The sequence below is a fragment of the Desulfolutivibrio sulfodismutans DSM 3696 genome, from assembly GCF_013376455.1.
Classification (GTDB): Bacteria; Desulfobacterota; Desulfovibrionia; order Desulfovibrionales; family Desulfovibrionaceae; genus Desulfolutivibrio; species Desulfolutivibrio sulfodismutans.
In genome coordinates this window covers 2,085,310-2,109,122 of sequence record NZ_CP045504.1, presented here as the reverse complement: position 1 = coordinate 2,109,122, position 23,813 = coordinate 2,085,310, and the positions used below count along the sequence as shown (strand labels likewise).

Genomic DNA, 23,813 nt, shown 5'->3' with positions numbered 1-23,813 from the left:
GGACTTGTCAGGATCCAGGCCTTCGGGCATTCTCAATAATGGAGAGGGAGAGCGGCCATTCCCGATCACAGCGGGTATTCGTGGGCATTCATGCCATGCCGGGAACCTCGCGCCCTTGCTCGCGGGGGGGGTCGGCCTGCCTGGGAGGCGTGTCATGCACGCCGGGCACAAACAACCGGAGACGAATATGACCAGATTCCTTCAGTCCGTGATATGTTGCGTTCTCATGGGATTTTGTCCAGCCATCCTGTACGCCGCCACGGGCGACCTGATGTGGACCGGGCAGATCGGCGGCGACAAGGCCACCTGGTCGACCCCCGTGATTTCCGGCAGCCTGGTCATCGTCAAGGGCCAGGACGGGGGCCTGACCGCGCTCAATGCGGCCACCGGCCTCCAGGCTTGGTATAATGGAACCATTGTGTCGTCCGTTACCTCGCCGATCCTGCAAGACGGCGTGCTGTATCTTGGCGCGGACACGCATCTGTATCGGATCAACCCGGCCACGGGGGCGGTGCTCACCGACCGCACCCTGGACGGTTCAGTGGTTTCGAACGCCCCGGCCGCCCTGGGCGAGAACCTGTATTTCGTCAAGATCAAAGATTCGGCGTATTCCGTGGTCGCGGTATCCAGCACCACCCTGGCGGACGTCTGGGCCCAGTCCTTGTTCGAGGTCGGCACGGTCCTGACGGACGGAACGAACATCTATGCCCTCTCGAGCATACTGCAAGCCCTCAACCCGGCCACAGGAGCGCAACGCTGGTCGAAGTCCCCGCCGACGGGCTTCAACCGCATTTTTGAGGGGGCGCTCCACGGCGGCTATCTCGTGGCCGTGATCTATTCAAGCTTCACGGGCAGGACCGGCCTGGCCTGCTGGTACGTCGGCGACGGCCAGAGCGCCCCCAACCTGCTCTGGCATGTGGATCTGGGCGGCAACGCCTACGCGGACGGGATTCCCCCGGCCATCGACGGATCCCGGGTCTTTCTGGCCACCAGCGACGGATATTTGCGGGCTTTTTCCCTGACCTCGGGCGGCAGCCTTTGGAATTACGCGATTCGAGACTCCGGTTTTTCCGCCCCCCGGCCCGTGGCCCTGGACGGCAAGGTCTATGTCCAGAAGATGCTCGGAGCCGACAACCAGGCGGTCTGCCTGGATGCGGCCACAGGGGCCGTGCTCTGGGCGACCGGGGGAACTTCCGGGACGGTGTGGGGACAGGCGGCGGTGGGCGGCGGCACGGTCTATCTGGCTGCGGACTGGGCAGGGGTGTTCGCCTTGGATACCGGCTCCCTGGTCCACGCCTGGCCCATGCACAAGAACAATCCGGCCCAGACCTCGGCCACGGGGGACTCCCCGCCGCCGCCGTCGATGGACACGCAGGGGCAGAACCTCTTGCTTTTGCTTAACCAATAGGCGGCAGGATCACATAATGCGAACCGCCGGGCGGGAAGATGCGGTTGTCCCCACCCGGCGGTTTTTTTGTCTGCGGCGCGTGGTCACGGCCGCCCCGGAAAACGTCGCATCGTCTTTTTCAATGCTCTCCAAAAGCCGCAGTCCCGTGCAACGCCGCCCCATAAAAAGACAGGTCGCCTCTTCTATCCGCCCTAAAAGCCGCAGCATGCCGTCCAAGGCCGTCCCCATAAAAAGACATGTCGTCTTTTTATATTCTCCCTAATAGCCGCAGCATCCCGTCCAAAGCCGTTATCGGGTGCGGCGGGCAGCCCGGGATGTACAGATCGACCGGCACGACGGCGTCGGCCCCGTCGTGCGACTCGGGCAGCCCGGCGAAGGGCCCCCCGGAGATGGCGCAGGCCCCGGAGGCGATGACGATTTTCGGGTCCGGCGTGGCGTCGTAGCACTTGCGAAGCGCCTCGCGCATGTTCTCGGGCACCGGCCCGGTGATCATCAACCCGTCGGCATGGCGCGGCGAGGCCACGAAATCGATGCCGAAGCGGCCCAGGTCGAAGACGATGGTGGTCAACACGTTCAAATCCGCCTCGCAGGCGTTGCAGCCCCCGGCGCTGACCTGGCGAAGCTTCAGCGACCGCCCGAAGAGCTTCCGGGTCCGCTTCTCCAGGGCCTCGGCCAGACGCAGGGCCTCGCCCCGAAAATGCAGGTGCTCCCGCTTCCTCACGGCCAGCCGGTAGTCGCGGCCGAAGGTGATGGCCCCGGTGGGGCAGGCGGCCATGCAGTCCGTGCAATAAAGGCACTTGCCCAGGTCGATAAGCGGCGTGCCGCCGACGCCCAGGCCCGGGCGCATGGCCCCCATGGGGCAGGCGGCGGCGCAGGCCGGGGCGGCCAGGCAGGCCGCGGGGCATTTTGCGGCGTCGATGACCGGCAGGCCGCGCAGACGGTCGGGCAGGTTCGGGGCGCCGTCCGGAAAGGCCACGGTACGGCGTTTTTGACTTAGGCGTTCCAGGGCGGCGCGAAGCACGGGGGGAGGCTCCCTTGGGCGGCCCGGAGGGCTCCGGGACGGTTGGCGGCGCGGCGTGACGACGGGACGCCGGTCATGGCGGTTCTACAGGTCATGTCCGCAATAGGACAGGTTGAAACTCTTGTTGCACAGGGGAAAATCCGAGATGGCCCGGCCGCGAAGGGCCATGGCCAGCCCCTCCCAGTTGTGAAACGACGGGTCGATCATCTTGTAGCGCACGACCCCCCCCTGCGCGTCGGTCAGGGCCACATGGCAGATCTCGCCGCGCCAGCCCTCGACAAGCGACACGGCAAGGCTCTCCGGCGCGAGGGGCCTTGGCCAGGAGTCCGGTTCGCCCTGGCGGATGTCCCCCTGCGGCAGCGCGTCCAGCGCGACCAGCGCATCGATGGCGGCCCGGATGAGCCGGGCGGACTCGCGGATCTCCTGACGGCGCACGAAGGCCCGGGCATAGACGTCGCCCGAGGGCCAGGAGGCGGCCCGGGCCGCGAGGCGGCGGTAGGCCCCGAAGGGATGGTCCACGCGCACGTCCCGGGCGATGCCGCAGGCCCGGGCCGCCGGTCCCACCAGCCCCAGGGCTGTGGCCGTGTCCCGGCTGATCTCCCCGGTGTGCTCGAAGCGGGCCCGCACCGAGGGCGTTTCGAATAAAAGATCCGCCGCGCCTTCCACATCGCGGAAGGTGGATTCGAAACGGCCGCGAAGCTCCGCAAGACGGGCGGCGTCGGCGTCAAACGCCACTCCGCCCGGGACCACCAGACCCCGGCCGAACCGGTTGCCGCACAAAAGCGCGGTCATGTTCAAAAAATCGCCGCGAAGCCTGCCGCAAAAGGACATGGTGGGCAGATAGGCCACGTCCCCGGCCAGGGCTCCCAGGTCGCCGGTGTGGTTGGCCAGGCGCTCCAGTTCCAGGGCGATGAGCCTGAAAAGTCCGGCCCGTTCCGGAACCGTCGTCCCGGACAGGGACTCCATGATCCGGCACCAGGCCAGGGTATGCCCGATGGTGGTGTCCCCGGCGGCCGTGGCTATGAAATGGGGGATGCGGCCAAAACCCTGGCCGCCTGCGGCCAGCGGGCCGACAAGCCCGCCCTCGAGGGCGGCCTCGATGCCCCGGTGCTGGAAGCCCAGGGCGATCTCCAGGTGAAAGACCGTCTCCCCGTGGCACTGGAACCGGAAGTGCCCGGGCTCGATGACCCCGGCGTGGATGGGCCCCACGGCCACCTCGTGCACCTCGTCGCCCTCGACCCGGAAAAAGTCCGTATCTGCGGGCAGGGGCCGGGGGGCGGCCGGGGCGGCCGGGTTGAACGTCCCCGGGGTGTGGTAGCGCACGGGTTTCAGGCGGGGATGCCCCACGGGGATGACCCCGAACTGCTCGGAAAGCTCGCGCTCGAAGAGATGGGCCTGGGGGATGTCCGGGGTGAGCGCCGGATAGCGGTCGCCGACCTCGGACACAACCGGGCGCAGGATGCCTGCGCCGTCCCGGGCCACCACGGCCAGAACGCGCACCGCGCCGCCAGCTCCGGGCAGCCCGGGCAGTCCGAAAAGGGCCGCCAGGCGTCCGCCGCCGCGCACCTCGCCCACCAGGAAGGTCCGCAGGGACTCGAAATCCAAAACCGGAACCAGATGTGCCGGGACAGACTCTCCATTACGCATGGTCAGATCGGGCTGCATGGCGTTCCCCCTACATCCCCGAGGCCAGGGCGGCGGCCCGGGTCAGCAGGTCGCTGAAAAAGGACGGCGCATACAGCCCCAAAAGCAGCGTCAGCCCGCCAAGGACCAGGGGCGGCCCCACGGACAGGGCGTCCTCGCCACGCGGCCCCGGGTCGATGTGCGGGGTGGACGGGCCCTGGGCCATGCGCAACACCGGCACAGCCATGCCGCAAAAGATCAGTCCCAAAAGTCCCAGATAGGCGGCGGCCAGCACGAAGCGCCCGGCGTCCAGGGCGGCCTTGAGGATTGTCAGTTCGCTCAAAAAAATGCCGAAGGGCGGCGACCCGGTGATGGCCAGAAAACCCGCCACCCACAGGATGCCGGTGACCGGCAGGGCGCGGATGACCCCCCGGGCGTCGTGGGAGGACTTGGTGTGGAAGGCGGCCAGGATGTTGCCCGCCAATAAAAACAGCATGGCCTTGGTCACGGAGTGGGCGGCGGCGTGCAGCATGCCGCCGAAGACCGCTGCGCCGCCCAGGCCCACGGCCAGGGACAGGATGCCCATGTGCTCCACGCTGGAATAGGCCAGGATGCGCTTGAAATCCCCCTGCCCGATGATGAACACGGCGGCCGTGACCATGGAGAAAAGCCCCAGGCCGATGAAGATCGGAGAGCAGAAGTCGGCCAGTCCGGCGGCCACCCCGATCTGATGCGCCCGAAGTATCCCCAGGAAGGCGCAGTTGAGCAGCGCCCCGGAGAGTAAGGCCGAGACCAGGGAGGGCGATTCGCTGTGGGCGTCGGGCAGCCAGGTGTGCATGGGGGCCAGGCCCATCTTGGCGCCGTAGCCGACCATGAGGAACACGAAACCGGCCTTGAACCACATGGGATTCATGGTCTTGGCCCGGGCCAGCAGGTCGCCCAGGTACAGGGAGGATTCGGTATCCGGCGCCCCGGCGCCGCCCGCAGCGGCCAAAAGGATGTTGCCCACCAGGGCCAGGGCGATGCCCACGGAGCAGATGACCAGGTATTTCCAGGCCGCCTCCAGGGAGCGGTGGTGGCGGTGGAAGTAGATCAGCGGGGCCGAGGCCAGGGTGGTGGCCTCGATGGCCGCCCACAGAAGGCCCAGGTGGTGGGTGGCGGTGACCAGGGTCATGGAGCCCAGGAAAAAAAACAGGCAGGCGATGAACACGGTCTGGGGGGCGTTGGAGAAAAAGGCCCCTTCCTGGAAGTCGCGCCGCTCGTCTCCGTGCTCCTTGGCCAGATAGCCCACGGCGTAGACGGCGGCGGCGGCGAACAGGATGCTGGTCAGAAGCAGAAAGAGCCCGCCCAGGGCGTCGAGCAACAGGATGCCGCCGAAAAGGGCCTCGGGGCGTCCGAACACGGCAGCCACGGACAGGATCAGGTGCGCCCCGGCCCCGGCCACGAGCAGGCCCCGCCCGGCCGGGCCGGTCCGGCACAAAAAGGCCGCGCCGCCGAGCACGAAGGGGAGGATGACCAGGATGGCGAGCAGCATGGCTAGTCCTTGAGCGAACAGAACCGGTCGGTGTCGATGCAGTCGAATTGCCGGTTGATGTGGTGGATGGCGATGCCCATGACGAAGACGGCCACGAACACGTCGAGAAGGATGGCCAGTTCGATGAAAAGCGGCCCGCCTGGGGCCAGGACGGCGGTCAAAAGGAAGATGCCGTTTTCCGCTGTGAGATAGCCCATGACCTGGGTGAAGGCCTTTTTGCGGGTGACGATGAGCAAAAGGCCCGTGAGGATGGCGGCGAAGGCCGCCGCAAAGGACCGATAGGACCCGGCGGGCACCCCCAGCCGTCCGGCCAGCCACAGGGAGGCCAGAAGCCCCAGGATGCCCAGCAGGATGGACAGGGGATAGCCCAGGTAGGGCTCGATCTCGTGGCGCACCACCACCCGGCGCAGGGTGCGGTGCAAAAGCAGGGGAAAGACCACGCCCTTGAGCCCCAGGGCCACGGCGCACAAGACGGCGGTGTGGACGGTCAGCGGCCCGGACTCGAAGATAAGGGGCGTGACGCTGATGACCGCGCCCTGCAGGGCCACCAGCCGGATGCAGGTCACCAGCCGGCTCGAGGCCAAAAGGGCCAGGTTGGCCAGGATGACCGGCACCACCGCCGCGTGGGCTAGGGAAATCATGTCCATGTCTTCTCCGCCCTCCCGTCCGCGCCCATCGAAACGTCATCCATGATCCGGCCTTCCGCCTCCCCCGTTACGGGTTTGCCAAGGGCTGCGCCCTTTGGCCGCCGGAGGCATCCCCACAGCCCAATTCCCGCGCCCATGTCCGTCAGCCCCCCACCAGGATGAGCGCCAGGGCGGCGAAGGCCCCGGCAGCGGCCAGAAGCGGCGGCACCCGGGTCAGGCGCAGCCGGGCCATGACCGATTCCGTGACGCCCACGGCCGCGGCGGCCGCAAAGACCCCGGCCAGGCCCCACAGGGCGTCCCACGCCAGGACGCCCGAGGCGGCGGGCAGAAGCAGGCTGGTGGCCACGGCCGCGAAGATCCACAGCTTGAGCGTCTGGGCGTACTCGATGAAGGCGAAATCCGGGCCGCCGTGGTCCAGAACCATGACCTCGTGGATCATGGTCAGCTCCAGGTGGGTGTTTGGATCGTCGAAGGGCACGCGGCAGTTTTCGGCCAGAAGGATCAGGAACAGGGCCACGGTGACCAGGGCCAGGACCGGCGCGCCCGTGAGCCAGGAGCCCGCGGAAACGGCCGAGAGCATGCCCGAAAGCGACAGGTCGCCGGAATGCCGGGCCAGGGCCAAAAGTGCGAGAAACAGCATGGGCTCGGCCAGACAGGAATAGACCGCCTCCCGGGAGGCCCCCATGCCCTCGAAGCTCGAGCCGGTGTCCAGGGCGGCCATGATGGTGAAAAAACGGCCCATGGCCAAAAGGTAGACGAAGACGAAGATGTCGCCGGGGAAGGACACGGCGGCCGGAAGCCCGCCCAGGGGCACGAAGGGCAGGGCCGCAAGGGTGGCCGCCAGGTTGATCGTGGGTCCGGCCCGAAACAGCCAGGTGGTGGTGCGGCTGATGGTCGCGCCCTTGCCCAGGCATTTGCGGATGTCCAGGTAGATCTGCGTCAGGGGCTTGCCTTGGCGCCCGGCGAAGCGGGCCTTGACCCGGTGGATGACCCCGAAGGCCAGGGGGGCCAGCACAAGCGGCAAGAGGACGGCCAGGACGCGGGCGGTCATGGGGCGAACCCCAGGGCGATGGCCAGGAGGATGACCAGGGTGGCCAGCAGGTAGAGGATGTACAGGTTCAGGTTGCCTTGCTGGAAACGCTTGAGCGCGTCGCAGGCCGTGAGCACGGCGGAAAACAGGGGAGTGAAAAACCCGTCCTTGACCCGGTCGGGCGTTTCGGAGGCGAAGCGGGAACTGCCTGTGGCCGGGAAAAGGCCTTCAGGCGGCGTGAACAGGCGTTTTTCGCCGAGCAGGCGGCGAAACAGCACGGTCATGGGCTCGGCATAGGAGGAGGCCGTGTACTGCATGCGCGGCGCGGGCAGGATGTAGCCGCAGTCCCAGGTGCCATGGGATCGCACGCTGCGTCCGGCGAGCAGCCTGCTTCGCGCATAGGCCAAAACCAGGGCCAGGACGGCGGCCCCGAAGGCGATGATCGCGGCGGCGGTCAAGAGCGCCTCGGGATTGACCGTCGCCGAGGGCAGGACCGGCAGGGCCGTGGACTGCCCGGCCAGAAGCAGCCGCGCGGCCGGAAGCATGGCCGTAAACAGGAAGGGGGCGGCCAGGGCCGCGCCAAGGGCCAAAAGGCCCAGAAGCCACATGGCGGCGCGCATAAGCGGGGCCGGATCGTGGGCCTGGGCGTCGGCGGCGTCAGTGGTGCGTGGTTCGCCGGAGAAGACGATGCCCATGGCCCGGGTGAAGCCGATGACCGACAGGCCGCCGATAAAGGCCAGCCCCGCCACCCCGGTCCAGGCCCAGACCGCATCGGTCAGGGGCATGTCCATGGCCGCCATCCCCCCGCCCACATAGATGAGAAGCTCCCCGAAAAAGGCGTTGCCCGGCGGCAGCCCGGAGATGGCCGCCCCGGCCAGGACGCAGGCCGTGGCCGTAAACGGCATGCGCTTGGACAGGCCGCCCAGGCGTTCCATGAAGCCGTGGCCCACGGCGTGCAGCACGCTGCCAGCGCCGAAGAAGAGCAGCCCCTTGAGCAGGGCGTGGTTGATGACGTGAAAGAGCAGTCCGCTAAAGGCCAGCAGGGCCGGGCCGGGATGGCCCGTGGCCGCGGCCAGCACCCCGAGCCCCAGGCCCAGAAAGACGATGCCCATGTTTTCGATGCTGGAGAAGGCCAGAAAGCGCTTCAGCTCTCCCTGGCCGATCCCGGCCAGAAGGCCCAGGACGCCCGTGAGGATGCCGATGGCCAACAGGGTCTGGCCCATCCAGGGGGCCAGCGGGCCAAGAAACGTCAGGGAGCGCAGCACGCCGTAGACCCCGGCCTTGATCAGCGCCCCGGACATGAACGCCGAGACGTGGCTTGGCGCGGCGGGATGGGCCTCGGGCAGCCAGACATGCAGGGGCACGATGCCCGCCTTGACCCCGAACCCGGCCAGGGCCAGGAAGAAAAGGGCCGGGGCGAAGGGGCGAAGCACGTCCGGGGCGACCCTGGCCATGGCCGAAAACTCCATGGACCCGGCCAGATGTCCCAGGATCAGGAAAAAGGCCATGAGAAAGGCCGTGCCCAGGTGGGCGGCGAAAAGATAGGTGCGCGCCGCCGCCCGCACCCGGTCCTCTTCATGGTGCAGGCAGATGAGGAAAAACGGGGCCAGGGACATGATCTCCCAGGACACCAGGAAGAAGACGGCGTTGGTGGCGCACACGGTCAGCGCCATGCCCAGCACCATGAGACAGAAAAAAAACCAGTGCCCGCCCAGGTGGCGTTTCCCGGCCAGCCCGGCCAGATAGCCCCGGCCGTACAGGGCGGCGGCCGCGCCCAGGATGAACACCGGGAGCAGAAACAGGGCCGAGAGGGGATCGATGGTCAGGGAGACGGCCCCGTAGGGCACGCTCCAGGGCAGGCGCAGGATCGGGGGCGCGGGGGAGAAAAGGGCTGTGGCGGCGGCAAAGAGTCCCAGAAGACAGCCCAGAAGGCATCCCAGCGGCCCCAGGAGATTGGCGGCCCGGCCGCGACCGCTTGCCAGCGCCGCCAGGGCCGAGGCTAAAAGGACGAAAAGGGCGGTCAGATAGAGGGGCATGGGCAGGTCCGTCGGGCTTTGCGCGCGTGGACCGGCGCAGCGTCCTTGAGGGCGTGGCGTCGGTGAGAGGTATGATTTTGTTGCATGGCAAACCGTTCCATGTCCGTCAATCAAAAAAGGCCCTGCCTATACCCCGGAAACCGGGAAGTCAACATGGCTGCTGTCGCGTGTCGCCAGCACATTGACCGCTCCCTGGACGACCTTGGTCATCGCCCGGTTTGGTGTCCAGGCAAACCGGGTCCGCCTCACGCCGTTGATCCACATGGAATTGTGTTTGTCTCCCTGATAACCACGACCCATTGGCGACATCCCTTGCATCAGTGGAGTATGCCCGTTTCTTGGGTGTAACCATCGGGCGGAGAGCCTGACGGACTGCCCGCTTTTCCGCGCCCCCCTCAGCCTCCGAGACTCACTTGTGCGCCACGATGGCCGTCGAAGCGATGAAGCTCCCCGGGGGACAGTAATCGAACGCCACGTCCACTTCCGCGAAACCGGCGATGTGCAGCATGTCCAGGAGACAGGCGACATTGGCGGTCCATTTGCCTATCTTTCTGTCGGAAAGCAGCAGGATGGACGCCGCCCGACCTGTGTGCATGGACGGATTGGCCCCATGTATCTGGTCATAGGGCATGTGGATGGGGTCATGGATCGTGGCTGCGATGGTTCTTCCCGTCACGATGAGCATATCGTTGGTCAGGGCGTGCAGTTTGGCGAAATAGGACAATGGATCCTGCAAATGGTAATAGATGCCGAGAGACAGAACGATGTCGTAGGAGTGGCGTGGAGCGTCGATAAATGCTTCGATGCGCGCGTTGTGATATTTGACAGTGGATTCGTAAAGGGATCTGGCGTGAAGGAACCGCTTGAGCCCTGCCGGGTTTTCCCAGCCAGGACCTTCCACGGCCGTCACGCTCAGGGCGTTGCGGGCCTCGCACTCAAAGCTGTAAAAGCCATCCGATGCCGCGAGGTCCAGGACGGTCTTGCCCGTGAGATCCCGTGGCAATCGGATCTGATCCAGCATCCGGTATGTCAGCACGCCCTTGTACGATTTCGCATAGCGGCCGCCGCCAAGCGGCATGCAGTGAAACCAGCCGTTGTCGGCCGGGGCGTCCCTGTCCCCGTCAAAGGGCGCGCCCAACATCTTTTGGGCCAGCAGGGACTGCTTTGCCTCATGGGCCAGGTATTCCTCTATGGCGTCCGCGAGCAGGATGGGAACATCCGGCCCGAGTTGCCCGCACAGTTCCTCCCGCATGGCGGGAAAGAGGGAGTTGGAGGTGACGAGCACGAGATCCGGACGCAGTGCGGCGAGCGTATCTGCGGCGTAGATTTTCAGTCTGTCCAGACGCAGGGAGGTCTTGTTCGGATCCTTGTCGCCCAAACCGATAATGTTACGTAATATTCCAGGGAATGCATCTTGGAGAAAAGAGAGCAGATAGGCCGAACCGCTGGCTGCCGGATAGAGAAGGATACGCTTCTTGTCGATAATGGAAGAGATGGGGAACGTCGTGGCCAGATGTCCGCCAAGCTTCATAAATATCCTCGCTGAGCCTCAGGTTTATTTTCCGAGTCGCCGTATTGCTTCCAAGCACAGGTATGCAGAAAGGCGACGCCGCACGGAACTATCGAATTTTTGAAGAGATGCACGGAAAACGGCCCAAAGTCCATACCAGGGTGCTGGATCGGAAGGAGGCGCCGGATGGGCTGGTCCGGCGAGGCCGCCAGGCAGAGAGCCGTCCCGGCTGTCCGTGGCCGCAGGGATCATTTTTGCCCGGTGAAGCAGGAAGCGGCGGCAGGTGGACAAGATGACTCCCATGAGGAAAACTCCGAGCCGGGCGACTTGGCATATCTTATTGAGTTAACATGGGAAAAAGAGATTTTAAGGCCAGGGATGGAAATTGGGCGAAGGCGGTGATAGTGTTTGGAGGTGCAAAATCCCCTTGTCGGTCTGAAGGTGGGCGTCAGAACTCTAGCATACAGCAAGAATGGTGATTTCGGATAGTTATAAGACAAGTAGAGAGACGCTATGGTGATCATACTTTGGAAAAATACCTGATCGTCAAGGGCTCGGGGGGCTTAAGCAACCGCATCCAGGCCGCCCTGGCCGGGATCGGCTACTGCCTGCTTACGGGCCGGACCCTGTGCGTGGACTGGCGCGACGGGCTGTACTCCAACGCCTTCGAGAACGTCTTTCCCCTGTATTTCACGGTCCCGGGGCTGCGTACCGTGGACGCGCCGCCGCCGGTTTCGCCCCAGACCACCATCTTTCCGGAATTTTGGCGCGACCGGCTGGCCGAGCCCGTGGCCGTGGAATACCTTTTTGACAACGACCACTTAAGCCGCGCCGTACGGGCCGAAACATGCCTCGACTTTACAAAGACGGACTACGGCCAGGACATCCTGGTGGGCTGGGCCCCGGACCTGGAACCGGCCCTGGCCCTGGCGCCGCTTCTGGCACGGGGCGTGCCGGGGTTTTCCGGGCGAAAGCCCATGGAGGCCTGCCGGGATCTTTTGCGCGGCTACCTGCGCCCCGTGCCGGAACTGGCCCGGGCCGTGGAGGATTTCGCCGCGGCCCGGTTTTCTGCCTCGGGGATGATCGGGGCCCACATCCGGCACACGGACCTGAAGGCCCCCCTGGACGCCTTCGTCCGGGTCATCCGGGAGACCATGGAGAAAACCGGGCACGGCCTGTTTTTGACCACGGACAACCGTCAGGTGCAGACCACGTTTTGCCGCCTGTTCCCGGGGACCGTGCATACCGAGAAGTTTTTCCCCGAACCGGGCGAGCCCCTGCATGCCTTCTACGAAGGCCAGGACAACGCCCGCAAGGGCTTTGAGGCCCTGGTGGACATGTATCTTCTGGGGCGCTGCCGCCACATCGTGCATTACGCCCCGAGTTCCTTCGCCCGGGTGCCCATCCTGTTGTCCGGGCTGCCTCCGGAGCGGGTCACGGCGATTGGGGGGTAGGTTAGTCCGCTTTGGGTTAACCCCGCCCCATTTCGACATTTTTCGCATTTCTGACCCGTCTGTTGCAAATTAGCGCTTTGATTTTCAGGGGATTTCGTATACCTCATCTAGTCCATGGCACATTTGTCGCTGCAAGACGTAAGCGTGCATTTCGGGGGCCTCCAGGCCCTGACGGAAGTCAGCTTCGACCTCGCCCCGGGTGAGATATTAAGCCTCATCGGTCCCAACGGGGCCGGGAAGACCACTATTTTCAACGCCATCACCGGTGTTTACCGTCTCTCCGGAGGGGCCGTGCTGTACGACGGCGTCCCCCTGGCGGGCCTGCGTCCGCATCGCATCATCGAGCGCGGCATCGCCCGCACCTTCCAGAATATCCGGCTGTTTACGGCCATGACCGCCCTGGAAAACGTCATGGTGGCCCGCCACTGCCGCACGAAAAGCACGGTGGTGGGGGCGGTTTTGCGGCTGCCCTCCCAGCGGCGCGAGGAGCGCGCGGTGCGCGACCGGGCCATGGCCGCCCTTCGGTTTGCGGGGCTTGAGGCCTTTGCCGACGTGGCCGCCAAGAACCTGCCCTACGGCCTGCAACGCCGCCTGGAGATCGCCCGGGCCCTGGGGTCGGACCCGAAAACCATCCTGCTCGACGAGCCCGCCGCGGGCTTAAATCCCTCCGAGAGCCGGGAGCTCATGGACACCATCGGCCGTATCGCCGAATCGGGAATCAACGTGCTTCTGGTGGAACACGACATGAGCGTGGTCATGAACTTAAGCGACCGGGTGGTGGTCCTGGACCACGGCGTGCTCATCAGCCAGGGCCGTCCCGAGGAGGTCCGGCGCGACCCGGCGGTCATTACGGCCTATCTGGGCGCCGAGGCTGCGGTCTGACGGATTGAGGCCCGTCGGCCTTTCCTTGGCCGGGGGCATGTTTGCACACAAGAGATTCCCTTCGCGGCATGTGCCGCGCGGGGAGGCACGGCGCAACCATCTTTACCCAAGGAGGATCAGGCATGAAAGGATTTTCCCGCATCATCGTGTTGACCCTGGCCCTGTGCCTGGCCATGGGCGCGGCGGCCCAGGCGGCCACGCTGAAAATCGGCAGCCAGAGCCCGCTCACCGGCTCCTACGCCGCTGACGGCAACGACATCGCCAACGGAACCCGCGCGGCCATCGACGCCATCCAGAAGGAAGGCGGCATCCCGGGCTTCGAGAAAATCGAGCTGTTCGCCGAGGACGACGCCTGCGACCCGCGCCAGGCCGTGGCCGCCGCCAACAAGCTCTTAAACGAGAAGGTCGTGGGCGTGGTCGGCTCCTACTGCTCCAGCTCCACCATCCCGGCCTCGGAAGTCCTGGACGAAGGCAAGATCCTGATGCTCACCCCGGCCTCCACCTCCGAGAAGGTCACCGAGCGCGGCCTGCCTTACATGTTCCGCGTCTGCGGCCGTGACGACGACCAGTCCGTGGCGGCCATGAAGTTCATGACCGACGAACTCAAGGCCAAGACGGTCTTTATCGTGGACGACAAGACCACCTATTCCCAGGGCCTGGCCGACAACGTGGAAAAACTGGCCAAGGAAAAGGGCATCAAGGTCATCGAGCATGACCATGTGAACCAGGGCGACAAGGACTTCTCGGCCGTTTTGACCAAGGTCAAAGACGCCAAGCCCGACGTCTTCTACATGAGCCTGCAGAATTCCTCCTCCGGCGCGCTCATGCTCATCCAGGCCAAGCGCATGGGCATCGAGGCCGCCATCATCGGCCAGGACGCCGTGTACCATCCGCAGCTCATGGAGATCGCCAAGGACGCCGCCGAGGGCGTGTACCTGACCTTCGGGTTCATCGACGAAGAGACCCCGGCCTACAAGAAGTTCCAGGCCGCCTACGAGAAGTACGGCAAGCCCGGGGCCTATTCGGCCTACGCCTATGATTCGGCCTATTCCCTGTTGTCGGGCATCAAGGCCGCCGGTTCCACGGACCCGGACAAGATCAAGGCCGCGATCATGAAGATCGACGCCGACGGCGCCTCCAAGCACATCAAGTTTGCGGCCAACGGCGACTCCGGCTCCAACTACATCATCCGCGTGGTCAAAGACGGCCAGTTCAAGAACTACTGGGATCCCCAGACCGGCAAAAAGTACTAGACAGGCGCTTGCGCCGACATGATCCCGGAAGGGGCCTTCGGCCTCTTCCGGGACTCCCAGGGCAGACCGCCCTGGGCCATGCTCGTCGGCGGACGCGGACGGACATGGCCGAGGGCGGGGGCTCGTTTCAAGGCCACAAGGCGGGACGCATGGATTATTTTCTGCAGCAGATGATCAACGGCCTGACGCTGGGCGGGGTCTACGCCCTGGTGGCCCTGGGCTACACCATGGTCTACGGCATCATCCAGCTCATCAATTTCGCCCACGGCGAGATATTTGCCGCCGGGGGCTACCTGGGCGTCATCTTTTTAAGCTTTTTGACGGCCAACGGGTTCATGGAGACCCATCCGGGGCTGGGCGTCGGCCTGTCCCTGGTCCTGTCCATGGGCTACTGCGCCATGCTGGCCATGGCCGTGGAAAAGGTGGCCTACAAGCCGCTTCGCCAGTCCTCGCGGTTGTCGGTGCTGCTTTCGGCCCTGGGCATGTCGATCTTCCTGCAAAACGGCCTCATGCTCACCCAGGGCGTCTACGACAAGGCCTATCCTACGGAGTTCACCCACGGCGGCTTCGACTTCGGGGCCATCCGCGTAAGCTACATGCAGATCGGCATCCTGGCCGTGACCGCGCTTTTACTCGTGGCCTTAAACACCCTGGTGTTCAAGACGCGCATGGGCAAGGCCATGCGGGCCACGGCCCAGGACAAGGTCATGAGCGCCCTGGTGGGCATCAGCGCCAACAAGGTCATCAGCATGACGTTTGCCATCGGGGCCTGCCTGGCCGCCGCGGCCGGGATCATGGTCGGCCTGTACTACGGCTCGGTGCGCTACGACATGGGCTTCGTGCCGGGCATCAAGGCCTTCGCTGCCGCCGTCTTGGGGGGCATCGGCAACATCACCGGGGCCATGGTCGGCGGCCTGATCATCGGCATGGTGGAGATCATGGCCGCCGCCTATCTGCCCATGGGCGGCCAGTACAAGGACGTCTTCGCCTTCGTCATCCTGATCGCGGTCTTGTATTTCATGCCCACGGGCATCATGGGGGAGAACGTCGATGACACGCGGGTCTAGGGTCTGGATGCTTTTCGCCCTGGCCATGGGGTGGTTGTTTCTCCTTCTCTGGCCGCTTCTGGGGATCCATCCCGACGGCGCCCTGACCTTTGCCGAGGCTTTTGCCGTGTGGTGGAAGATCGCCCTGGCGGCCCTTTGTTGTTTCGTTGTGTTCCGCCTGTCCCGGCTCGGGGTTTTCGATGCCGTGACAAGGCCCCTGGCCCGGCTGACCCGGGGCGTGGGCCGGGTGTACAGCTCCTCGCCCAAGTGGATGTTCCTGGTTCCCCTTATGGCCTTCGCCCTGGCCTATCCCTTTTTCACCGACCGCTACGCCCAGGACGTGGCCGTCAACGTGCTGGTCTACATCTGTCTGGGCCTGGGGCTTAACGTGGTGGTGGGCCTGTGCGGCCTGCTGGACCTGGGCTACATCGCCTTTTACGGGGTGGGGGCCTACACCTATGCCCTGCTCTCCCTGCACTACGGCCTGTCGTTTTGGCTGTGTCTGCCCATCTGCGCCGCCTTTGCGGCCGTGGCCGGGTGCCTCATCGGCTACCCGACGCTTCGCATGCGCGGCGACTATCTGGCCATCGTCACCCTGGGGTTCGGGGAGATCGTGCGCATCGTCATCAACAACTGGATGACGCTGACCAACGGCCCCAACGGCATCCTGGGCATCCCCCCGCCAAGCCTTGTCGTGCCGGTCATCAGCGACGGCGGGCTGGTCCTGGAGACCGTGGTCATGCGCCAGCTTTCGTACATGTACTACATCATCCTGGCCCTGGCGGTGTTCACGGTGGTGGCTGTGCGGCGGCTCAACTTTTCACGCATCGGCCGGGCCTGGGAGGCCATCCGCGAGGATGAGACCGCAGCCGAGCTCATGGGCGTGAACACCTTCCGCTTCAAGCTTCTGGCCTACGCCATGGGCGCGGTGTTCGGCGGGCTGGCCGGGGCCTTTTTCGCGGCCCGGATGCGCTTCGTCAGTCCCGAGAGCTTCACCTTCATCGAGTCGGCCATGGTCCTGGCCATGGTGGTCCTGGGGGGCTTGGGGTCCATTCCCGGGGTGATCCTGGGGGCCCTGGCCCTGGTGGCCTTGCCCGAGGTCTTTCGGCAGTTTGAGCTGTACCGCATGCTGGTCTTCGGCGGGGTGATGGCGGTCATGATGCTGGTGCGCCCCGAGGGGCTGTGGCCTGCGGCCCGCATGGGCAAACGTTCCGACGACGAGGGGTAAGGCCGTGGGCGCGACGATTTTGGAACTCCGGGGCGTATCCGCCCATTACGGCCGCATCCAGTCCCTGCGCCAGGTCAGCCTGCGGGTGGACGAAGGCGAGATTGTCAGCATCATCGGGGCCAACGGCGCGGGCAAGTCCACAACGCTCATGACCATCTGCGGCATCGTCAGGGCCTCGGAAGGCGACATTCTGTACCAGGGGGCGTCCATCCGCGACGTGGCTTCCGACCGGCTGCCGGGCATGGGGCTGTGCCAGGTGCCCGAGGGACGGCGCATCTTCCCCCGCCTGTCCGTGTCCGAAAACCTGGAGATGGGGGCCTTTTTCCGGCGCGACGCCGGGGGCGTCAAACAGGACATGAATCTGGCCTTCCGGCTTTTTCCGGTGCTCTACGAACGCCGCACCCAGAAGGGCGGCACCCTGTCCGGCGGCGAGCAGCAGATGCTGGCCATCGCCCGGGCGCTCATGAGCCGCCCCAAAATGCTGCTTCTGGACGAGCCGTCGCTTGGCCTGTCGCCGCTTTTCTCCCAGCATATCTTCAAAATCATCAAAGATATCAACGAACAGCAGGGCACGACCATCCTTTTGGTCGAGCAAAACGCCAACATCGCCTTGTCCCTGGCCGACCGGGGCTACGTCCTGGAGACGGGCCGGGTGGTCATGGAGGACAAGGCGGCGGCCCTGCGCGCCAACCCCGAGATCAAAAAGGCCTATCTGGGCGGATAGGACGCATCCCGCACGATACGGCCTCGGACGCGTCTTGGGGCGAACGGTCGTGAAGAGGCGGATCAGGAGGCGTTGCTGACGCGCAGGCAGTTGCGGCCGCTGGATTTCGCCGCGTACAGGCTGGCGTCCGCCGCGTCGATCATGTCCGTGACGGAGGCGAAGCGGGGACTGTACGCCGCCAGCCCGGCGCTGATGGTGACGCCGCCGTGCTGGCTGCTCGCATGGGGCAGACCGGAGGCCCGGACCGCCGCGATGAGGCGCTCGCTGACCTGGATGGCCGTTTTTTCGTCGGCGTCGTTGAAAATCACGGCGAGCTCCTCGCCGCCGTAGCGGTAAACCCGGTCGCAATCCCGGATATTGGCCGCGATGACATCCGATATCCGGCGTAGGGCCACATCGCCTGCCGTGTGTCCATACCTGTCGTTGTAGTTCTTGAAAAAATCGATATCGGCCAGCATCAGGGAAAAAGAGGCCAGGCCGTTTGCGGCCTGGGCAAACACCCGTGGAATATCCCTGTCGAAGGCGCGCCGGTTGTGAATGCCGGTCAGTCCGTCCAGCAGGCTTAAATCCCGTAGCTTGGCGTTGGCGGTTTCGAGTTCCCGGGTCCGGCTTTCCACGATATGTTGGAGGTTCTCATGCACCCCGTTTACCTCCCGGCACATGTCCAGGAAGAGCCCGGCCAGTTGCCCGATCTCGTTTTTTTGTTCCAGGGGAAGCAACTGGGGAGTCGCGATGACCCTCTCGTATTCTCCCCTGGCCACCAGGGAAACGGCGTTTTGCAACCGCCGCAGAGGGAGTTTGACCTGTCCGCGAATGATGAGGTGCACGGCGAAATAATAGAGAACGAAGAGCGAGAAACCCAGAAAGAGCACGATCTGCGACGTCTGGTGGGCCTCCCTGGCGATGAGCGCCTTGGGCAGCACCATGACGAACCACCACTCCGGGCCGGTAAGCGGCGCGACGAAGAGATAATTGCCGCCCCCGGCGTCCTCGATGATGCTGACATCCTGGGTGGATAATCCGGCGTGGGCCGTGATTTCCTGATGCATGCGCGTGAGGCCGGGGTCGCCGATTTTGTCCAGCGAGAGTTGCCCCTTGAGCTTGAGTTCGTTGCGCAGATCACCCGGATGCGCAATCAGGTAGCCGTTTTTGCTGAGGATGAGGTTGTAGGCGCCTTCGGGAAGGCCGGAGTCGAGGCGGTTCATGATCGATTCCAGACTGACGTCGAGGCTGGGGTTGATCAGGTGGCGTCCCTGGTCATCCACGGGCATCTCGAAGGTGATGGTCCATTTCCCGACGGTCTCGTCGTAGTACAGTCCGGTCCAGACGGGTGTGCGCTGCGGGTTTTCGGATTGCAGGGTAGCCTTGATGGTCCCCAGCTCGTTCATGGGCAGATCAGGCCTGGCCTGCAGGCCCCAGGGGTCGTCGGGCGAAAAGATCACCAGGGCGTTTTCCGGGTAGGTGACATGCAGGATGCCGGTGGGGAGCCAGGCCGGTCCGTAGCGATTGACCAGGATGTAGGAGAGCAGCAGCCTCCGTTTGAAGTCCCGCGACGCCACGGATTGGTTGTTGCCGATGAAGCTGGTTACGCCCCATGTCCGGCCCAGGCGCGGATCAAACCCGACATCGAAGAATTCCTTCTTCATGCGCGTTGCGCCGTCCTTGTCCACCTCGTACATATTCCAGAATTCGTCATCGGAAAATTCGATGTCGGACAGGTAAAGCTTCAGGAATTCGTCGCGAAAAAACTCCAGATGGGCATAGGCGTCAAGGAACGCCCGATTTTCCTGCTGCCTCCGTTCGAGCATGTACTGTCGCAGATAGGCGAAGGTCTTCTCACTGCTTATGTTGTAGACGAGAAAATAGCAGATGATGGTGGCGCTGCCCACGATGATCGTTCCAAGGACAAGGACTTTCATGAGGATCTGTCGGCTGAGACGCCGGGAGGCTGGCGCTGTGGACATGCTCATCGGGGCGACTCCTTTGCGGCGGGACGAGGAGATTCCTGGGGACGCCATGGCTACAACGTGACAGACCGGGGGGAAGGCGCTCCATGCGAGAATGATATGCAGGCGGTCGCCAGGTCGGGTCGTGACCACCTGATTTCAGTCCCTGTCCGCTTGGCGGCAAAGGCCGCGGACGGCGCGAAACTGCGGGGCAATACTAGCAGGATCCGCTGCAAAGCTCCAGACTGGTTTTTTGACATATTGGGAAAAACCCGGACAAAAAGAGGGTATGCGCAACCGCCGGGCAGCCATGGCCTGGGGGCGCGCCGGGTGGTCATGGGAGACAGGGCGGCGAGCCTTCGCGCCAACCCCGGGATCAATAGGGCCTATCTGGGAGGATAAGCCCCCCTCCCGTCAGGAGTGAGCCGCTCCTCCGGCCCGGAGCGGTGTCCTGCCCGGTATATCCGGGAACGGCGCAGGCATCGGACGTGCGGCCGGGATAACTCCTGTCGTGACTGCGGCAACCCACGCTTTCTTTCCCGCCTTATTCCTCGCCTAAAAGCAAGAATTGCCAGGGTTGGGCTTTCGAAGCCCCCGTGACCGGGGCCAGATTGACGATGCTCACGGCGTACATTTCCATCCCTGAATAACTGCCGCCCCAGGGCATGCTGTGTGTGGTGTGGCTCCAGGTGTTGTTGATGTAAATCGTCTGCGTGGCGTCGTCGTAGCCAACGCCGACCATGGTGTGCCCGGTGATGTTGATCATGACCGGACGTCCGGCGTCGATCTCCGCCTTGTACTGGGCGAAGGAGAATCCTCCGACTTTGGAGTTGTCCGTGTCCTGGGCATAGCAATCCGTGACGGTGTATCCCCTGGCCTCATAAAAAAGCTTGCGTCCGTAGGTGCCGTCGCGGGTTTGGATGCCCCAGGATTCCATCTGGGCGCAGGTCAGGGGTGACGCCGAACCGGATTTGTAGAAGCACGTCGAGCCGTCGGAGAGGGTGTAGGCCGATTGGCTGGTCTTCATGTAGTCGCCGATGGCCGTGCCCCAGGCATGCTGGCCCCAGCCTCCGGTGATGTAGGGGTCCGAGGCGGCGCTGTCGTACTTGATCCAGTAGTCGTCGATGGACCCCCTGGTGGTCCGGCCGTCCACGCCGTTGTGCGAGGCGGCCAGGGGCAGGTTGGGATACGAGACGTAGCCGTCCGACCAGGTTCCCCAGACGCTGTTGTCGAGCGGCATGACGCCGCCGCCGGTGGGGCCGGTGTACATGTTGGGATAGCCGTTTCGGTCGTAATAGGCCGCGATCATGGCCCCGGAGACCGAGGAGCAGCCGAAGACCCAGTTGTAGGCAGGCACGATGAGGGTCTTGACCGTGGACCTGGCGTTGGCCTTGGCTAGGTCCACGGGGGTGCGCTCGTCCTCGTAGCCCGGGGGCGGCGTGGGCGGGCCGCTTATGATCGTTTCAACGATCGGGGCCTTCCCGGGGACGGTCAGCCTTCGGGCGGTGAAATATTTTCCGGTTTCAAGGGTCTCCGAAACCGCCTGGTCCAGGCCGGGCGCGGCGTCTTGGGCCAGGGCGGGGTTGGTGGCGCAAAGCAGGAAGCAGGCCGACAAGGCCGTCGCCAGAAGCGCGGCTGAGAACGATCCGGGGCGTATCATCATGGTGTGCTTCCTCAGGCAGCATGGGTGGCGAACGATGGACAAGGGAGTGTGGGGCGCCTCCTGGCGGTGCGGCCGGGCCGATGAACCCTCGGCGCTGGAGGCCCTTCGCGTGGTGTGTCTCGTTCGGAGAGGACTTCCCGACGTCGCATTTCCCGTAAAAAGATAAAACCGCCAGTTGAACGCCCGCATGCTTCAAGATGCCAGGCAGGCGCGTATCCGGTTTTCGGGAAACGATCGGCGGAAAACCGCTCAGGCAGGATGGAGGATAGGTGAAGATCTGTCGAGAAGCAATAAATATTGGTGATGCGGCTCCCGGGCTGTATCATGAAGGCCCGCTATCCATCTGTCAGTGCAGTGCCGTCCGGTCTATTCTTCATCACCCATGAGCAGCAGTTCCCAGGGCTGTCCCTGCGGGGAGGGAGGCGCGGCCGTCAGGTTGACGATGCTCACGGACAGCATGGTCATGCCGGAATAGCTGTCGCCCCAGGCCATGGCATGCGTATTGTAGTCCCAGGTGTCGTGGAGGTAGACCGTGTTGCCCGTGTCGTCATAGCCCACGCCGACCATGGTATGCCCCTCGACGTTGATCATGACCGGGTTTCCGGCGTCGATCTCGGCCTTGTACTGGGCGAAGGAAAAACCACCGGTGATGGTGTTGTCCGTCTTCTGGTTGTAGCAGTCGGTGATCGTATAGCCCCTGGCCTCATAGAAAAGCTTGCGGCCGTAGGTGCCGTCAACGGTGTCAATGCTATAACTTTCCATGTCGGCACAGGTCAGGGGAGTCGCGGAACTGACCCAGGTGTAGAAAGTTGTCGAACCGTCGGTGTTGCTGTAGGCCGACTGGCTGGTCTTCATGTAGTCGCCGATGGCGTCGCTCCAGGTGTGCTGGGTCCAGCCGCCGGTGATGTACGGATCGGAGGCCGAACTGCCATACTGAACCCAATAGTCGTCGATGGATCCCTTGATGGCCCGGCCGTCCACGCCGTTGTGCGAGGCGGCCAGGGGCAGGTTGGGGTACGTGCTGTAGCCGTCCGACCATGTCCCCCAGACGCTGTTGTCAAGCGGCATGACGCCGCCGCCGGTGGGGCCGGTATAGATGTTGGGATAGCCGGTTCGGTCGTAGTAGGCGGCGATCATGGACCCCGAGACCGCGGAACAGCCGAAGACCCAGTTGTAGGCCGGGGTAGTCAGGGTCATGGAGGCGGCCTTGAGTCCGGCCTTGGCCAGGTCCACGGGGGCCCGTTGCTCTTCGTATCCCGGGGGCGGCGTCGGAGGCCCCGAGATGACGAGTGCGTCAAGGGAGGGCCTGCCGGGGGTGGTCAGCCTTTTGAGGGTGAAGTACTTGCCGGACTGGATGGTCTCCATGCTCGACGGGGCCGGGGCCGTGACCTCGGCCATGGCGGCATATGGTCCGCATCCCAGGAAGAGGAGCAAAAGACCCAGGCTCATGATTGAGGCCGGAAATGATGCCCGGAAACGAAGAGGGCCTTGCACGTTCATTGTGGAAGTTTTTTGCATGGGGACACTCCTTATGTGTTGCTGGAGTCTCTGGTATCTGGACAGGATTTGGCCGTTGCAGTGGGAATTCTATCACTTTTAACTGTTAGTCATTTTTATTCCCCAAAGCAATATTTAAACGGAATGCATTGCATTTGCAAAACCGTAAGGCTATCTGGATGCTATATGACAACAAAATCGCAAGGCGTTGTCAAGTGACGCCATTGTTTTGCAATATCTTGGCCGCAGAGGGAAGGACCGGCCGGTTATGGCCGGGAGGGATGCACTCCAGCCGTGTGGCGGGGCGCCGTGTCCGAGGCGCTAGGGCCGTACGGCGGTATGGATGAAGACGATGCCAGAGGCCAGGGGGGTGTGGGTGACGGAGACGAATCCGGCCTGGGTCAGCTCCTCCGCCAGGGCCTGTTCGTCGGGAAAGGCCCGGATGGTGTCGGCCAGATAGCGGTAGGCGGCGTCGTCGCCGGACACCAGCCGCCCGAAGCCGGGTAGGATGCGGGTCAGGTAGAAATTGTAGGCCCCGCCCCAGATGCGGCGTTTGCCCGTGCCGAATTCCAGGATGCAAAACCGTGCCCCGGGCCTTAAGACCCGCAGCATCTCGGCATAGGCCGCCTGCCGGGGCCGGATGTTTCGGATGCCAAAGGCGATGGTGGCCGCGTCCATGCTGGCGTCATGCAGGGGCAGGGCCAGACCGTCGGCCTGCACCGGGAAAAGGCGCGACGCGGCCGTCGGCGAGATCTTTCCCTGGCCCCGCTGCAGCATGGGCAGGGTGAAATCGGCGGCTACGACGCGCATCCGGGGATGGCGGCGGGCAATCTCCAGGGTCACGTCCATGGTCCCGGCGGCCAGATCCAGCACGTACCCGGCATGGTCCGGGGCCAGCCCGATGCCCGCCACCAGCCTGCGCCGCCACAGGACATCCAGCCCGAGACTCAAGGCATGGTTCAAGAAATCGTAAAACCGCGCGATGCGGCCGAACATGCCGGCTACGCGGCGGCCGTGTTCGGCGTCGTCAGGCGGGACTGGGGTGGGGTGGGTCATGGGCCTCCGGCGGCCAGGGGGGAAACTTTCCCAAAAAAAGTTTCCCCCTTGGACCCCTCTTCAAAAACTTTTCACGCGCTTCGCGTCCGTCCGCCGTACCGGCGGGATTATCTTCCCCGCATCCCCTGTCTTTCCGGGCGCGGCCCCCAGGGCGAAACCCTGGGGGCCGCGCCCGGAATCAGGGGGTCCGGGGGAAATGATTTCCCCCCGGTGGGGAAGGGGTCCGGGGAGGGGGCGAAGCCCTCTCCCCGTCTC

At 64.5% G+C, this 23,813-nt stretch carries 18 protein-coding genes; 7 read left to right on the top strand and 11 right to left on the bottom strand.

The features are described from left to right. The first annotated feature begins 187 nt into the window (after positions 1-187). Positions 188-1,408, top strand: coding sequence for an outer membrane protein assembly factor BamB family protein (locus GD606_RS09945; protein WP_163303681.1), 1,221 nt, complete (start codon positions 188-190; stop codon positions 1,406-1,408). A gap of 247 nt (positions 1,409-1,655) precedes the next feature. On the opposite strand, the gene GD606_RS09940 is transcribed toward GD606_RS09945, so the two are convergent. From GD606_RS09940 to GD606_RS09910, 7 genes are all read right to left on the bottom strand, one after another. After that, the gene (locus GD606_RS09940) at positions 1,656-2,429 is read right to left on the bottom strand and encodes an NADH-quinone oxidoreductase subunit B family protein (protein WP_163303682.1); all 774 of its coding nucleotides are present in this window, start codon (positions 2,427-2,429) and stop codon (positions 1,656-1,658) included. Between the two features lie 84 nt (positions 2,430-2,513). Next, entirely contained in the window at positions 2,514-4,094 is a 1,581-nt protein-coding gene (locus tag GD606_RS09935; protein WP_176629267.1) for a hydrogenase large subunit, read from the bottom strand. A gap of 10 nt (positions 4,095-4,104) precedes the next feature. Next, positions 4,105-5,586 carry a proton-conducting transporter transmembrane domain-containing protein gene (locus GD606_RS09930; RefSeq protein ID WP_163303163.1) on the bottom strand — a complete coding sequence of 494 codons (1,482 nt, stop codon included), beginning with the start codon at positions 5,584-5,586 and terminating at the stop codon, positions 4,105-4,107. Between the two features lie 2 nt (positions 5,587-5,588). Further along, complete coding sequence (locus GD606_RS09925) at positions 5,589-6,233, bottom strand: hydrogenase-4 component E (RefSeq protein ID WP_246299048.1); 645 nt, start codon at positions 6,231-6,233, stop codon at positions 5,589-5,591. A 142-nt stretch (positions 6,234-6,375) separates the two neighbouring features. Further along, positions 6,376-7,284, bottom strand: coding sequence for a respiratory chain complex I subunit 1 family protein (locus tag GD606_RS09920; protein WP_163303162.1), 909 nt, complete (start codon positions 7,282-7,284; stop codon positions 6,376-6,378). Beyond that, complete coding sequence (locus tag GD606_RS09915; protein ID WP_163303161.1) at positions 7,281-9,299, bottom strand: proton-conducting transporter transmembrane domain-containing protein; 2,019 nt, start codon at positions 9,297-9,299, stop codon at positions 7,281-7,283. Before GD606_RS09915 ends, GD606_RS09920 begins: the two co-directional genes overlap by 4 nt. 409 nt (positions 9,300-9,708) lie before the next feature. After that, the gene (locus GD606_RS09910) at positions 9,709-10,830 is read right to left on the bottom strand and encodes a class I SAM-dependent methyltransferase (RefSeq protein ID WP_163303160.1); all 1,122 of its coding nucleotides are present in this window, start codon (positions 10,828-10,830) and stop codon (positions 9,709-9,711) included. Positions 10,831-11,336: 506 nt separating this feature from the next. On the opposite strand from GD606_RS09910, the gene GD606_RS09905 reads away from it, so the two are divergent. The 6 genes from GD606_RS09905 (at position 11,337) to GD606_RS09880 (ending at position 17,396) form a co-directional block, all read left to right on the top strand. After that, on the top strand, positions 11,337-12,263 hold the full coding sequence (locus GD606_RS09905; protein WP_163303159.1) for a nodulation protein NodZ: 927 nt from the start codon (positions 11,337-11,339) through the stop codon (positions 12,261-12,263). A gap of 114 nt (positions 12,264-12,377) precedes the next feature. Beyond that, positions 12,378-13,145 (top strand): ABC transporter ATP-binding protein, encoded by a 768-nt coding sequence (locus GD606_RS09900; protein WP_163303158.1) that lies wholly within the window; start codon positions 12,378-12,380, stop codon positions 13,143-13,145. Between the two features lie 122 nt (positions 13,146-13,267). Next, positions 13,268-14,398 carry a branched-chain amino acid ABC transporter substrate-binding protein gene (locus tag GD606_RS09895; protein ID WP_163303157.1) on the top strand — a complete coding sequence of 377 codons (1,131 nt, stop codon included), beginning with the start codon at positions 13,268-13,270 and terminating at the stop codon, positions 14,396-14,398. 149 nt (positions 14,399-14,547) lie between these two features. Next, positions 14,548-15,465 carry a branched-chain amino acid ABC transporter permease gene (locus tag GD606_RS09890; protein ID WP_163303156.1) on the top strand — a complete coding sequence of 306 codons (918 nt, stop codon included), beginning with the start codon at positions 14,548-14,550 and terminating at the stop codon, positions 15,463-15,465. After that, positions 15,449-16,672, top strand: a complete 1,224-nt coding sequence (gene livM / locus GD606_RS09885; protein ID WP_163303155.1) for a high-affinity branched-chain amino acid ABC transporter permease LivM — start codon at positions 15,449-15,451, stop codon at positions 16,670-16,672. The genes GD606_RS09890 and livM overlap by 17 nt, the downstream gene beginning before the upstream one ends. Positions 16,673-16,676: 4 nt before the next feature. After that, complete coding sequence (locus tag GD606_RS09880) at positions 16,677-17,396, top strand: ABC transporter ATP-binding protein (protein WP_163303154.1); 720 nt, start codon at positions 16,677-16,679, stop codon at positions 17,394-17,396. Positions 17,397-17,458: 62 nt separating this feature from the next. On the opposite strand, the gene GD606_RS09875 is transcribed toward GD606_RS09880, so the two are convergent. The 4 genes from GD606_RS09875 to GD606_RS09860 all read right to left on the bottom strand — a co-directional run bounded on the left by GD606_RS09875 (position 17,459) and on the right by GD606_RS09860 (position 23,558). After that, positions 17,459-19,366 (bottom strand): sensor domain-containing diguanylate cyclase, encoded by a 1,908-nt coding sequence (locus tag GD606_RS09875; protein ID WP_163303153.1) that lies wholly within the window; start codon positions 19,364-19,366, stop codon positions 17,459-17,461. A gap of 520 nt (positions 19,367-19,886) precedes the next feature. After that, a complete protein-coding gene (locus tag GD606_RS09870) occupies positions 19,887-21,005 on the bottom strand; it encodes a C39 family peptidase (protein ID WP_163303152.1) in 1,119 nt (372 codons plus the stop codon). A 366-nt stretch (positions 21,006-21,371) separates the two neighbouring features. Continuing rightward, positions 21,372-22,454, bottom strand: coding sequence for a C39 family peptidase (locus tag GD606_RS09865; protein ID WP_163303151.1), 1,083 nt, complete (start codon positions 22,452-22,454; stop codon positions 21,372-21,374). 369 nt (positions 22,455-22,823) lie between these two features. After that, positions 22,824-23,558 (bottom strand): ubiquinone/menaquinone biosynthesis methyltransferase, encoded by a 735-nt coding sequence (locus GD606_RS09860; protein WP_163303150.1) that lies wholly within the window; start codon positions 23,556-23,558, stop codon positions 22,824-22,826. Positions 23,559-23,813 lie beyond the last annotated feature (255 nt).

Coding starts and splice junctions, on each gene's coding strand:
- GD606_RS09935 (WP_176629267.1), bottom strand. CDS start 4,094: ATGCAGCCCGATCTGACCATGCGTAATGGAGAGTCTGTCCCGGCACAT.
- GD606_RS09870 (WP_163303152.1), bottom strand. CDS start 21,005: ATGATGATACGCCCCGGATCGTTCTCAGCCGCGCTTCTGGCGACGGCC.
- GD606_RS09875 (WP_163303153.1), bottom strand. CDS start 19,366: ATGAGCATGTCCACAGCGCCAGCCTCCCGGCGTCTCAGCCGACAGATC.
- GD606_RS09910 (WP_163303160.1), bottom strand. CDS start 10,830: ATGAAGCTTGGCGGACATCTGGCCACGACGTTCCCCATCTCTTCCATT.
- GD606_RS09930 (WP_163303163.1), bottom strand. CDS start 5,586: ATGCTGCTCGCCATCCTGGTCATCCTCCCCTTCGTGCTCGGCGGCGCG.
- livM (WP_163303155.1), top strand. CDS start 15,449: ATGACACGCGGGTCTAGGGTCTGGATGCTTTTCGCCCTGGCCATGGGG.
- GD606_RS09915 (WP_163303161.1), bottom strand. CDS start 9,299: ATGCCCCTCTATCTGACCGCCCTTTTCGTCCTTTTAGCCTCGGCCCTG.
- GD606_RS09945 (WP_163303681.1), top strand. CDS start 188: ATGACCAGATTCCTTCAGTCCGTGATATGTTGCGTTCTCATGGGATTT.
- GD606_RS09900 (WP_163303158.1), top strand. CDS start 12,378: ATGGCACATTTGTCGCTGCAAGACGTAAGCGTGCATTTCGGGGGCCTC.
- GD606_RS09925 (WP_246299048.1), bottom strand. CDS start 6,233: ATGGACATGATTTCCCTAGCCCACGCGGCGGTGGTGCCGGTCATCCTG.
- GD606_RS09895 (WP_163303157.1), top strand. CDS start 13,268: ATGAAAGGATTTTCCCGCATCATCGTGTTGACCCTGGCCCTGTGCCTG.
- GD606_RS09865 (WP_163303151.1), bottom strand. CDS start 22,454: ATGAGCCTGGGTCTTTTGCTCCTCTTCCTGGGATGCGGACCATATGCC.
- GD606_RS09860 (WP_163303150.1), bottom strand. CDS start 23,558: ATGACCCACCCCACCCCAGTCCCGCCTGACGACGCCGAACACGGCCGC.
- GD606_RS09890 (WP_163303156.1), top strand. CDS start 14,548: ATGGATTATTTTCTGCAGCAGATGATCAACGGCCTGACGCTGGGCGGG.
- GD606_RS09920 (WP_163303162.1), bottom strand. CDS start 7,284: ATGACCGCCCGCGTCCTGGCCGTCCTCTTGCCGCTTGTGCTGGCCCCC.